The sequence below is a fragment of the Corynebacterium sp. c3Ub_189 genome, from assembly GCF_039907195.1.
Taxonomy (GTDB): Bacteria; Actinomycetota; Actinomycetes; order Mycobacteriales; family Mycobacteriaceae; genus Corynebacterium.
In genome coordinates, this window is the sequence record NZ_JASBOF010000008.1 from 1 (window position 1) to 11,995 (window position 11,995).

At 60.7% G+C, this 11,995-nt stretch carries 9 protein-coding genes; all 9 read left to right on the forward strand.

Annotated features, from left to right (window positions below; genetic code table 11):
- Positions 1-417 precede the first annotated feature (417 nt).
- The 9 genes from mraZ (at position 418) to QKD99_RS05305 (ending at position 11,980) form a co-directional block, all read left to right on the forward strand.
- On the forward strand, positions 418-852 hold the full coding sequence (gene mraZ, locus QKD99_RS05265; RefSeq protein WP_005324499.1) for a division/cell wall cluster transcriptional repressor MraZ: 435 nt from the start codon (positions 418-420) through the stop codon (positions 850-852).
- Between the two features lie 158 nt (positions 853-1,010).
- Positions 1,011-2,051, forward strand: a complete 1,041-nt coding sequence (gene rsmH / locus QKD99_RS05270) for a 16S rRNA (cytosine(1402)-N(4))-methyltransferase RsmH (protein ID WP_284768530.1) — start codon at positions 1,011-1,013, stop codon at positions 2,049-2,051.
- Entirely contained in the window at positions 2,048-2,842 is a 795-nt protein-coding gene (locus QKD99_RS05275) for a hypothetical protein (RefSeq protein WP_284768531.1), read from the forward strand. Before rsmH ends, QKD99_RS05275 begins: the two co-directional genes overlap by 4 nt.
- Positions 2,843-3,040: 198 nt before the next feature.
- Positions 3,041-4,909, forward strand: coding sequence for a penicillin-binding protein 2 (locus QKD99_RS05280; RefSeq protein ID WP_347950943.1), 1,869 nt, complete (start codon positions 3,041-3,043; stop codon positions 4,907-4,909).
- Positions 4,910-4,918: 9 nt separating this feature from the next.
- Complete coding sequence (locus QKD99_RS05285; protein WP_347950904.1) at positions 4,919-6,454, forward strand: UDP-N-acetylmuramoyl-L-alanyl-D-glutamate--2,6-diaminopimelate ligase; 1,536 nt, start codon at positions 4,919-4,921, stop codon at positions 6,452-6,454.
- A 2-nt stretch (positions 6,455-6,456) separates the two neighbouring features.
- Positions 6,457-7,986, forward strand: a complete 1,530-nt coding sequence (murF, locus tag QKD99_RS05290; RefSeq protein WP_347950905.1) for a UDP-N-acetylmuramoyl-tripeptide--D-alanyl-D-alanine ligase — start codon at positions 6,457-6,459, stop codon at positions 7,984-7,986.
- A gap of 30 nt (positions 7,987-8,016) precedes the next feature.
- A complete protein-coding gene (gene mraY / locus QKD99_RS05295) occupies positions 8,017-9,123 on the forward strand; it encodes a phospho-N-acetylmuramoyl-pentapeptide-transferase (protein ID WP_239278954.1) in 1,107 nt (368 codons plus the stop codon).
- A 41-nt stretch (positions 9,124-9,164) separates the two neighbouring features.
- Positions 9,165-10,556: a UDP-N-acetylmuramoyl-L-alanine--D-glutamate ligase gene (murD, locus tag QKD99_RS05300; RefSeq protein WP_284765761.1), complete on the forward strand. Its 1,392-nt coding sequence runs from the start codon at positions 9,165-9,167 to the stop codon at positions 10,554-10,556.
- A 29-nt stretch (positions 10,557-10,585) separates the two neighbouring features.
- Entirely contained in the window at positions 10,586-11,980 is a 1,395-nt protein-coding gene (locus QKD99_RS05305) for a putative peptidoglycan glycosyltransferase FtsW (protein WP_284765762.1), read from the forward strand.
- Positions 11,981-11,995: the final 15 nt, after the last annotated feature.

Sequence of the window (11,995 nt, forward strand, 5' to 3'; positions counted from 1 at the left end):
GTGAGGGTCAACCGGGGCACTTTTGTATCTCGCCAAAATTCCCCACTTTGCCCCACGGATGAGGCGCTGGGTGGGCAATCGTGGGGTAGTTGCCCCATGGGCTTAGGTAAAAGTCCTCGATAACACAGCATATGGGGTCGGTGGGTGGAGTGGGGCGCATTATATTGGTGTTACGGGTGGGGTGAGTGGGGTGATTGTAGTGAGCTGTCAAGGCCTTTCGCGGGATTTCTTCCCACTGGAAAAACCATTATCTAGCTGCACGTAATCGAGAGCTATCTGAGGGACACGCCGCTTTAAGTGGGTTAGGTGGGGGAAAGTGGGGTAGAGTGGGGCGCAGCGGAGGAAAGAGGGGCTTAAGGGCCTCGATTCTGAAGTAAGAGAATCCGGAGTTTTCGAGTAAGGAAGGTGGACGCCGGGATGTTTCTCGGAACCTACACTCCGAAGCTCGATGACAAGGGACGTCTTACGCTTCCGGCAAAGTTTCGCGATGAACTCGCGGGTGGCCTCATGGTCACCAAGGGGCAGGACCACTCGCTGGCCGTGTACCCGCGGGAGGAATTTGCGGCACGCGCGCGGAAGGCTGCGGCAGTTTCTCGAACCAACCCAGAAGCACGTGCTTTCATCCGTAACTTGGCAGCAAGTGCGGACGAACAGCGGCCGGACGGGCATGGGCGCATTACGTTGTCCGCGGGGCATCGGGAATATGCGAACTTGTCTAAGGAGTGCGTTGTGGTTGGCTCTGTGGACTTTCTCGAAATTTGGGACGCAGCCGCGTGGGCTGAGTACCAGTCGCAAACTGAAGATGCTTATTCGGCAGCAGATGCCGATGACGTACTGGCGGGCTTGCTCTAAGCCTGCACAAGAGTGCGTGTAAGGACTCTGTCCGAGGCGGATGATTCTGGTGTACTTCCCCGATATCAGAAACCTGCCTCGGACAGGGCCCTATACGCACTCGCATGCTTTCCACCACTGGAAGTCAGGGAATTTGAGAAAGGGGGTTGCGGGGAGACATGGCTACTAAAGACCTTAATTATGACGTGGCGGATAACCACGGCCACGTGCCAGTCATGCGCGAGCGCATGGCCGATCTCCTGCGCCCCCAGGTAGAGGCGGCGGGGGATAAGGCCGTGCTTGTCGACGCCACCTTGGGCGCCGGCGGTCACACTCGCTACTTCCTGGAATCTTTCCCCAAAGCTCGAGTCATTGGCGTTGACCGCGATAAGCAGGCGCTGCGCAATGCCACCGAACGTCTTGCGCCCTACGGCGATCGCTTCGTTGGTGTTAATGCACGATTCGATGAGCTGGGCAGCGCCATCGCGGAAGGGGAGGGCGATATCTTTGATTCGGCCCGCACCGTAGGCATTGCCGGCGCTCTTTTTGACCTTGGTGTTTCCTCCATGCAGCTAGACCAGGCTGACCGCGGATTCGCTTATAAGGCGGATGCACCGCTGGATATGCGCATGGACCCTTCGCAAGGGATTACTGCGGCAGATGTACTCAATACCTATTCGCACGGCGATTTGGCTCGCGTCCTCAAAACCTACGGTGATGAGCGTTTCGCGGGAAAAATTGCCTCCGCCGTGTTGAAAGAGCGCGACAAGGAGCCTTTCGAGAACTCCGCGCGGCTCGTTGAGCTGCTATATGATGTCATTCCCGCTGCGACCCGCCGTACCGGAGGGCACCCCGCCAAGCGCACCTTTCAGGCGCTGCGGGTTGAGGTCAATCGCGAGTTGGAGGCTATCGAAAATGTCCTGCCGGTCATAACCCAGGCGCTTTCAGAAGGTGGCCGTGCCGTATTCATGAGCTACCAATCTTTGGAAGACCGCATCGTTAAAGCAGCCTTCAAAGAACTGACCACTTCCAAGACGCCGGCTGGGTTGCCGATGGATCTTCCGGGCACCGCGCCGAAGTTCAAGATCGTTACGCGCGGGGCGGAAAAGGCCTCTGAAGAGGAAATTGTGGAAAATTCGCGAGCTGCGTCGGTGCGTGTTCGTGCCATCGAAAGACTCGAGGGAATGCCAGAATTTCTACCGCCGGGAGGCAGGCAATGAGCACCATCCCACGCCGCAACCACCTAAAGACTGACAGCCGCGACAGAGAGGCCACTCGCACCATGGGCGCCAGCCGAGACTTCACCACCGGAATCGATACCGGAGCCCCGACGGCGCTGCGCGAGCGTCCCAGCACTAAGCGTGCTCCGAGCCGCACTCGCGTGCCGCACCGCAGCACGAAGCGCCTAGGTTCGAAGCAAGTAGTGAGCTTCCGCGGACGCCAGCTGCAGCCGCAAACGAAGAAGAACGGGCTCCTTACCCGGTTGGGCGTCATTTCCCTCACCCTGCTTATCGTCGGTGTGGCCTTGGCCATGTGGCTGTCTGGTCTGTCTACCAAGCAAACCTTTGCCATCCAGCAGCTCACCGTGCAGGATTCCCAACTGGATAACCAGATTGAGACCCTCAACCGCGATGCGGAAAATCTCAGCTCTTCTGCTGATATTGCGCGCCGCGCGGATGAAATGGGAATGGCTATTCCTAAGCAGCCGGGTATTGCGGAAGTTGGCGGCGATGGAAAGATCGTCGACAAGCGCGAAGGCACCCCGGATACCGAAAAGCTCATTGATGTCAACGGTGAACCAATCCGCCCGGGCCAGGCTTCCAGCGACCCAAAGGATACGGAGGGGATGTCGGATTCCCTCAATGCCGTGCCACAGGGACAGCAGCGCACCAGCAATGGTGGCGATGCCGACCGTAATTCCGATCGTGAGGCCGGCGAAGCTGATGCCGCCCAGAACAATGCGCGACCCAACCTTCCGGCCCGTGCGCCGTATGCCAGCCGCGCCGAGTAGCTAGGGAAGAATAATCGGTGAAAAAGATGATGCTCGCGCGTGGTGGCGCGGGCATTCTCACTTTTGTAGGGCACAATCAATACACGCAAGAAATTGTGGCGGAAATAGGGAAGGTGACACTGGACTGTGACTACGCCAAGTAAGGCTAGGCGCCGCCCGCGCCGCTCTGCCAGCTCCGCGGTGCCGCAAAAGAAAATGATGCGCAAACGCCTGCGCATCATCGTATCCGTGGTGCTCGTGGCGATGGTCGTCCTCGCTGGCCGCTTGGCGTGGGTGCAGCTTGTGTGGGGCCCGGATCTTTCCGCCAAAGCCGTCACCCAGCGTGAGCGCGTCTATATTGAGCCGGCCCGGAGGGGAGAGATCTTAGACCGCGATGGCCAGCGCTTGGCCTACACGATGAAGTCTCGTTCCTTGACCGTCTCGCCGACCCGCCTGCGCGATGAGCTAAAAGACAAGGCCGAGATCGAGGCCCAAAAAGATGGCTCGACCGAGGGCATGGATGATAAAAAGCTGGATAGCTTCCTCACCAAGAAGATGGAGGAGACCCTCAAGGACATGTCTGAGGGAATCCCGAAGCTGATTGAGGATTCCGGCGCCTCGACCTCCAAGGTGGATAAGGACGACATCCTCAATAAGCTCAAAGCCGATACCCAGTATGAGGTACTGGTGCGCAATGTCGATCCGGATGTTGCCGTAGAGATCGCCAATAAGTACCACGGAGTGGCAGCGGACCGCCAAGACATCCGCCAATACCCCAACGGCGCCATTGGTGAAAACGTTGTGGGCAAGGTGTCGATGGATGGCCATGGACAGTTCGGTTTCGAGGCCGCGCGCGATACGGAACTTACTGGCATTGACGGCCAGTCCACCGAGGACGTATCCGCAGATGGCCAGGTGATCCCGGGCACACTGCGTGACGTCGTGGATACCGTTGATGGTCGCGACGTCACCCTCACTTTGGATCTGGACCTGCAGACCTACGTTCAGCAAAAACTGGAAAAGGCTAAGGCCAACTCCAAGGCTTCCGGTGCAGAAGCAGTGGTCCTCGATGCTGCAACCGGCCAGGTCCTTGCCATGGCAAATACGGATACAGTGGATCCCAATAAGAATATTGAGGATCAGCTCGATGAAGGCAAGGACTTTGAAAACCGCAGCGTCTCCCATCCTTATGAGCCGGGTTCTGTAGCGAAGGTGGTTACCGCGGCTGCCGCACTGCAGGAGGGTGTGACCACTCCGGATGAGGTGCACCAGGTCCCCGGTTCCATCGATATGGCGGGCGTGACGGTGAATGATGCGTGGGAACACGGCACCGAGCCGTATACCACCACCGGCATCTTTGGTAAATCCTCTAACGTTGGCACCTTGATGATCGCCGATAAATTGGGCCAAGAAAAGTACGCCGATTACCTAAAGAAGTTTGGGTTGGGCAATACCACGGGCGTTGAGCTGCCGAACGAATCGGCCGGCAGCGTCCCGGATCTAGAGCAATGGTCCGGCGGCACCTTCGCCAACCTGCCCATTGGCCAGGGCCAGTCGTGGACCACCTTGCAGATGGCGAGTGTGTATCAAACACTGGCAAATGGCGGCGAGCGCATCGAGCCGCGCATCATTGATTCTGTGAAGGGGCCAGACGGTAAGGACGAAAAGCTGGAGGAACCGAAAAAGACTCAGGTGCTAAGCCCTGAAACCGCCAAGACAACGGTGGATATGTTCCGCGCCGTCTTCCAAGACGATGATGCCGGCCTGCAAAATGGCACGGCCGGTAATGCGCAGCTCAAGGGCTATCAACTATCCGGTAAGACCGGTACGGCTCAAAAGGTCGATCCGAATACCGGGGCGTATTCGAATTCCGCCTATTGGATCACCTTCGCCGGTATTGCCCCGGCCGATGATCCGCGCTTCGTCGTTGCCGTCATGTTGGATGAACCCAAATCCGGCGTGGAGGACAATGGCGGTGGCGGCCAATCGGCAGCGCCGATTTTCCGCGACATCGCCTCGTGGCTGCTTAACCGTGACAATATTCCGACTTCGAAACCAGCACCGCGGCTGACCCTGCGGGCACAATAGGAGCTTAGTATGACCGTTTCTTTGGATACTCTCGCCCAGCTTTCTGGCGGGCGCGTCATTGGTGATGCCTCCGTGGAGGTCTCCGCGTGCGGGCTGGATTCTTCCCAGCTGCCTGAGGGCGCGCTTTTCGCCGCCCTGCCGGGCACTCGTGCACACGGTGCGCAGTTTGCCCACGATACTAAGGCTGCAGCTGTGCTTACCGACGCCGCCGGGCTCGACCTGCTTACCGCGGCCCAAGAGACCCGCCCTATTGTGGTGGTGGACGATATTCGTGCCGTGCTCGGACCCATTTCCGCCGAGATTTATGGCCACCCCACCCGCAACCTGACGGTTATCGGCGTTACCGGCACTTCCGGCAAGACCACCACCAGCTACCTACTGGAGGCCGGTCTGCTCCACGCCGGGCATTCCGTGGGTCTAATCGGGACCACCGGTACCCGCATCAACCGCACTCCGGTCCCCACGTCGCTCACCACGCCTGAGGCACCGACCCTGCAAGAGCTTTTCGCGCGCATGAAGAACGAGGGCGTTACCCACGTGGTGATGGAGGTGTCTTCGCACGCGCTGGAGCTGGGACGCGTGCGCGGAACTCGGTTTGCGGTAGGCGGTTTTACGAACCTGAGCCAAGACCACCTCGATTTTCACCCCACCATGGAGGATTACTTCCAGGCTAAGGCGAAGCTCTTCGCTGGGGAACAGGCGGCCGAGCGTGCCGTCCTCTGCATCGACGATGAGTGGGGCGAGCGCATGCGCGGCGTCGCCAAGAGCGCGGGCCACAAAGTCACTACGGTTGCCACCCAGGGCGCTTCGGCCACGATCAGCGCACGCCAAACCGCCACTGAGGCCACCGGTGCCCAGGAAGTAGCCCTGAATTATGACGGCGCCGAATTCACCTTCCGGCTGCCGCTGCCTGGCGAGTTCAATATCGCCAATGCTTGCTTGGCGCTCGGCATGGCCGCCGCGGTAGGAGAGGACCCAGCGGAGTTCCTGTCGGGCGTGGAGAAGGTCGCAGTCCCTGGCCGTATGGAGCGCATCGACCGCGGCCAAGACTTTGTGGCCGTGGTGGACTACGCGCATAAGCCGGCGGCCATCGCTGCGGTGCTCGACACCCTGCGCGGCCAGCTGGAGGGAACCAAAGGCCGCGTCGGCATTGTCGTCGGCGCCGGCGGAGACCGTGATAGCTCCAAGCGCCCCATCATGGGCGCAGCCGCAGCCAGCCGCGCTGACCTTACCGTGGTTACCGATGACAACCCGCGCTCCGAAGACCCTGCCACCATTCGCGCGGCGGTGATGGCGGGCGCACGTGACGCCTCCCCGGAGGGCGATATCCGCGAGGTAGGCTCCCGCGCCCGTGCCATCGATGAGGTCGTCGATTGGGCCGAGCCGGGCGATGCCGTCATCGTCGTAGGCAAGGGCCACGAAGTGGGACAGCTCGTGAACGGCACAACCTTGCACTTTGATGACCGCGAGGAAATGGCCCGCGCCATCGAGGAAAAGCTGGCCGGAACCCCGCACCGCGATACCCTTGGGAATGCGAAGGAGTAGACATGATTCCACTTTCTATTGCTGATATTGCCGAAATCACCGGGGGCAGCCTCGATTGCGTGTCTGACCCAGACCAGCGCGTTACCGGGTTCATCGAATTCGATTCCCGAAAGGTAACAAAAGGCGGGCTTTTCCTTGCCTTGCCCGGTGCCCGTGTGGATGGCCACGACTATGCAGCAAAGGCCATCGAGCAGGGCGCAGTGGCGGTGCTAGCTGCGCGGCCGGTGGGGGTTCCGGCGGTCGTCGTCAAGCCCCAAGGCCGCGTTACCGGTGATGCCGCCAACGCGGATATCTATGCCCACGACGAGGACGGCTCGGCCGCCGCGGTGGTGCAGGCGTTATCCGATATTGCGCGGGAGGTCACCCGCCGCTTGACCGCCGAGCAAGGCCTAGACATCGTGGGCGTAACCGGCTCGGCCGGAAAGACCTCCACCAAGGACCTACTGGCCACGATTTTCCGCGCTGAGGGTGACACCGTTGCTCCTCCCGGCTCCTTTAATAACGAGGTCGGCCTGCCGTATACCGCTTTGCGCTGCGATGAGCACACCCGCTTCCTGGTTGCCGAAATGTCTGCCCGCGGCATCGGACATATTCGCCACCTGACCACCATTACCGCGCCCACCGTCGGCGTGGTACTCAACGTTGGTACCGCTCACCTGGGTGAGTTCGGCTCACGCGAGAATATCGCCCAAGCCAAAGGCGAGCTCGTGGAAGCATTGCCCTCGGCCGCTGAGGGCGGCGTCGCCGTACTCAATGCCGATGATCCCTTCGTCGCCGGCATGGCGCCGCGCACTTCGGCCAAGGTCGTCTACTACTCGGCCAATAAGCCGCCAGCTTCCGACGCCCAGTACTACGCCACTGATATCCAGCTCGATGACGTCGCCCGCCCCTCGTTTGTGCTGCATGCGCCGGGAACGGACCCGCTTCCGGTAAAGCTGCAGGTCTTTGGCAAGCACCAGGTCTCTAACGCTTTGGCAGCGGCCGCGGCTGCCATCGAATCGGGCATGGACCCGCAAGTGGTAGCTAACGCGCTATCCGGACACCAGAATGCCTCGGAACACCGCATGGACGTGCGTACCCGCCGCGATGGAGTAACCACCATCGACGATTCCTATAACGCCAACCCCGATTCCATGCACGCGGCCATTGCGGCGCTGGCCTATACCTCGGCCGCCCGACCGGATGCCCGCGCCATCGCCGTGCTCGGTGAGATGGGCGAGCTCGGAGGAGAAGCAGTGGCCGCCCACCGTGCATTGGGAGAAGTGCTTTCCAAGTACCACGTTGACCACCTCGTGGCCGTGGGAGAAAACGAGAATATGAGGGCCATGGTTGAGGCCGCACAGGCGCGGGGTATAAATACTACTATCAGCCCGGATGTTGACGCCGCTGCGGCGGCGGTCGAAGACATCATTAGGGTAGCGCCTGCCGGCATCGAAGATTGGACGGGGCGCGAGGCCAAAGATGTAGTCCTTATCAAGTCATCGAATGCCCAGCGCCTGTGGCGCGTGGCAGAACAGCTCAATCGCCGTTAGTCCTCAGTACAAGGAGAAAGACCTTTAGCAATGACTCAGATCATTATCGCGGGCATCCTCAGCTTCCTCGTCGCGATCTTTACCACTCCCATGTTGGTGCGCTACTTTTCCGGGGTAGGCAAGGGACAAGAAATCCGCGAGGACGGACCGCAGCTGCACCTGCGCAAGCGCGGCACCCCCACCATGGGCGGACTGGCGATTTTGCTGGCCATCACCGTGGCCTACCTCGTGGTGGGAATTTACGCCCGCGTGACCGGTAACGGTGGTTTTAGCCCCTCCGGTCTCTTGGTCTACTTCCTCACGATGGGCCTTGGCGGTCTGGGGTTTGCCGATGACTTCATCAAGCTATTCAAAAAGCGCAACCTCGGCCTGAACAAGACCGCCAAGCTGGTAGGTCAGCTGGCCGTGGCGCTCATCTTCGGCATCCTGGCGCTGCAGTTCCCAGATGCACATGGATTGACCCCAGCGTCTACCAACCTTTCCTTCGTTCGCGATTTTGATACCTTCGACATCGCCGTGGGCGGCGCGGTCATCGGGACCATTGTTTTCTTGGTCTTTCTCTACCTACTCATTGCTGCGTGGTCAAACGCCGTAAACCTCACCGACGGACTCGACGGCTTGGCCGCGGGCACTACCGCGATGGTGATGGGCGCCTACGCACTGATTTCCTTCTGGCAGTTCCGCAACTCTTGCGCCGTGTCGCCAGCGGCAGGGTGCTATGAGGTTCGCGATCCGCTCGACTTGGCCGTGCTGGCTGCAGCTGGTCTGGGCGGTTGCTTGGGCTTTTTGTGGTGGAATGCCGCGCCGGCAAAGATCTTCATGGGCGATACCGGTTCGCTAGCACTCGGCGGCCTCGTCGCCGGCCTATCGGTGACCACTCGCACCGAGCTGCTCATGATCATCATCGGCGCTATCTTCGTGATTGAGACGGTCTCCGTGGTTATCCAGATCATCGTCTTCCGCAGCACCGGTAAGCGCTTCTTCCGTATGGCGCCCATCCACCACCACTTTGAAAATGGTGGCTGGGCCGAGACCGCCGTGGTCACCCGCTTCTGGCTGCTGAGCGCCATGGCCGCTATTGCCGGCGTATGCATCTTCTACGGCGACTGGTTGTCTGCCGTCGGCTTTGCCTCCTAAGACTCACGCCTTTTAGCTTTATCGAGGAAAGAGGAATAGAGATGACCGAGTTGCCATCCTCGTTGCGCGGGCGAGTGCTCGTGGCCGGGGCGGGAGTATCGGGGCGCGGTTGCGTCGCTATGCTGGCAAGCCTCGGGGTGGATACCACCGTGGCAGATTCCAACCAGACCGCGCTGGCGGAATTGGCGGAGGAGTACGGGGTAGCAACCGTCTCCGTCGATTCTGCCGCCCAAGGCGATTTTGACCTTGCGGTTACTTCGCCGGGCTGGCGTCCCGATTCGCCCTTGTTGGTCGCCCTCCAGGACGCTGGGGTAGAGGTCATCGGCGACGTGGAGCTCGCGTATCGCCTGGATCGTGCGGGTGTCTTCGGCGCGCCGCGTACCTGGCTGGTAGTTACCGGAACCAACGGCAAAACCACCACTACGGGTATGCTGGCCCAGATTATGCAGGCAGATGCCAAGCGCACCGGCAAGCGCGCACTGGCGGTGGGCAATATCGGCGTTTCGCTTTTCGACGCCCTCACTGCCACCCCTCGCGTCGACGTTCTCTGCGCCGAGCTATCTTCTTTCCAGTTGCATTGGTCCAGCCACCTGCGCCCGGATGTGGGCGTGCTACTGAATTTGGCTGATGACCACCTGGATTGGCATGGATCGTTCGATGCCTATGCCCGCGCGAAGGCCAAGGTGCTCTCTGGTGAGGTTGCCGTGGTGGGCAAGGATGACTCCGAGGCGGTCCGCTACGCCGCGGATACCGCAGACCTCTTCCGTTTTACTGCCGCTGAACCTACACAGGGAGAGGTGGGCGTAAGTGCCGGCCGTCTTGTCTCGCGGCTTGACGGGAAGCGTGAGGATCTCGCGTCCGCAGAGGGCATTGAGCCCGCCGGCCTGGCAGGAGTTCTGGACGCTGCGGCCGCAGCCAGCGTCGCGCGTCTGGCAGGCGCCACCCCGGAATCCATTGCGCAGGGGTTGGCCGCATATACCGTCGCCGGGCACCGCGGCGCTGTGGTCCATGAGCATTCCGGCATTACGTTCATCGATAATTCCAAGGCCACCAACCCGCACGCGGCGGATGCGGCGCTCAAGGGGCTCAACTCCGTGGTCTGGATTGCCGGCGGGCAGTTGAAGGGCGCGGAGGTAGACGGGCTCGTCGCCAAGCACGCCGCCCACATCAAGGCCGCGGTAGTCCTAGGCGTGGATAGGGAAGAGGTAGCCCGGGCCCTCGCGGCGCACGCGCCGCATGCCCTGGTGGACGTCATCGAGACGCAGGAGCCTTGTGCAGCCATGAATGCTGCGGTGGAGGCTGCACTGCAACACGCCGACGCCGGGGATACCGTTCTTTTGGCGCCAGCTGCGGCATCGTTGGATATGTATACCGGCATGGCTCAACGCGGTGATGTATTCGCCGCGGCCGCGCGGGAACTTACCCGTAACTAGAGCTATAGATTTAAGGATCAGGAGAACACATGACGGCCACCTCCCAGCAGCGCCCGCGCTCCAAGAGTTTTGGCGACCGCGTTCGCGAGCTGCGCGAGCGCGCCCGCCAGGAAGCAGGCCTTGATTACCAGCTGCTGCGCCTAATCATCTTTTTCCTCGTGGGCATCGGCGTGCTCATGGTCTTTTCTTCCTCCATGGCCACTTCCCTGACCGAGGACGGCGGAGTATGGAACCAGGCATTGCGCCAGTGCGTGATGGTGTTCTTGGGCCTCGTTGCCTTTTGGTTTGGTCTCAAAGTGTCGCCGCATACCCTGCGCAAGTGCGTGCCGTGGATTGTGGGTTTGTCCATCATTTTGCTCATCGCGGTGCTGATCCCCGGCGTGGGTACCGGCCGTGAAGAGGTAGGTTCCCAGTCCTGGATTTACTTGGGTCCGTTCTCCCTGCAGCCCTCGGAGCTTGCCCGCATCGCGGTAGGCATGTTTGGTGCCACCGTATTGGCGGATAAGGAGCACAAATCCATGAAGGTGACGGATCCCTTCATGATGTACTCCCTCATTGCCGGTGTTATGTTCTTGCTCATCGTCTTTCAGGGCGATTTGGGCATGGCTTTGTCCTTTGCCCTCGTGGTTGTCTTCACCCTGATTTTCGCGGGCGTCGACTGGCGCGTCCCCGCGACCATCGGCGTCGCAGCCGTGTGTGGTTTGCTGTTTATCTTCCTTTCTGGCGGCTTCCGCTCCAACCGCTTCCACACCTATTTCGACGCCCTAGTGGGCAATATCTCCGATACTCAAGGTACGGGTTTCCAGTCCTATCAGGGCTTTCTCTCGCTTGCCGACGGCGGCTTCTGGGGCGTAGGCATCGGCCAATCCCGTGCCAAGTGGTTCTACCTTCCCGAGGCGAAGAATGACTTTATTTTCGCCATCGTGGGCGAGGAACTCGGCTGGTGGGGCGGTGCGCTCGTCATCGTGCTATTCGCCGCGTTGGGCTATGTGGGCCTGCGCACCGCAATGCGGGCGCAGAACCAGTTCCAGTCCCTGCTCGCCGCAACGCTGACCATCGGTGTGGTTACGCAGGCCTTCGTGAATATCGGCTACGTCATTGGTTTGCTGCCGGTGACCGGTATTCAGCTGCCCATGATTTCTGCCGGCGGTACCGCGGCTATCATCACGATTGGCTCGATGGGCATTCTGTGCAATGTGGCGCGTCATGAGCCGATGCAGATTTCCGCCATGCAGAACTTTGGCCGCCCGCTGTTCGACCGCCTCCTTTTCATCGGCGAGCCGCAACCGGTGCCGAAGCCGAAGAAGAAGGGCCGTCACGCTCGTCCGCAGGAGCCGCGATCCCGCGTGCGCGAGGAGCGCTTTGGCCGCCCCGTGACCGGAAGCGGCCGCCGCTATCCGCGCGCCGAGCGCCGCTATCGCTAGGTGGCGCTGGTAGCC

Excerpts from the sequence above, each read along its gene's own strand:
- mraZ (WP_005324499.1), top strand. The coding sequence starts at position 418 with ATGTTTCTCGGAACCTACACTCCGAAGCTCGATGACAAGGGACGTCTT.
- rsmH (WP_284768530.1), top strand. The coding sequence starts at position 1,011 with ATGGCTACTAAAGACCTTAATTATGACGTGGCGGATAACCACGGCCAC.
- QKD99_RS05275 (WP_284768531.1), top strand. The coding sequence starts at position 2,048 with ATGAGCACCATCCCACGCCGCAACCACCTAAAGACTGACAGCCGCGAC.
- QKD99_RS05280 (WP_347950943.1), top strand. The coding sequence starts at position 3,041 with ATGCGCAAACGCCTGCGCATCATCGTATCCGTGGTGCTCGTGGCGATG.
- QKD99_RS05285 (WP_347950904.1), top strand. The coding sequence starts at position 4,919 with ATGACCGTTTCTTTGGATACTCTCGCCCAGCTTTCTGGCGGGCGCGTC.
- murF (WP_347950905.1), top strand. The coding sequence starts at position 6,457 with ATGATTCCACTTTCTATTGCTGATATTGCCGAAATCACCGGGGGCAGC.
- mraY (WP_239278954.1), top strand. The coding sequence starts at position 8,017 with ATGACTCAGATCATTATCGCGGGCATCCTCAGCTTCCTCGTCGCGATC.
- murD (WP_284765761.1), top strand. The coding sequence starts at position 9,165 with ATGACCGAGTTGCCATCCTCGTTGCGCGGGCGAGTGCTCGTGGCCGGG.
- QKD99_RS05305 (WP_284765762.1), top strand. The coding sequence starts at position 10,586 with ATGACGGCCACCTCCCAGCAGCGCCCGCGCTCCAAGAGTTTTGGCGAC.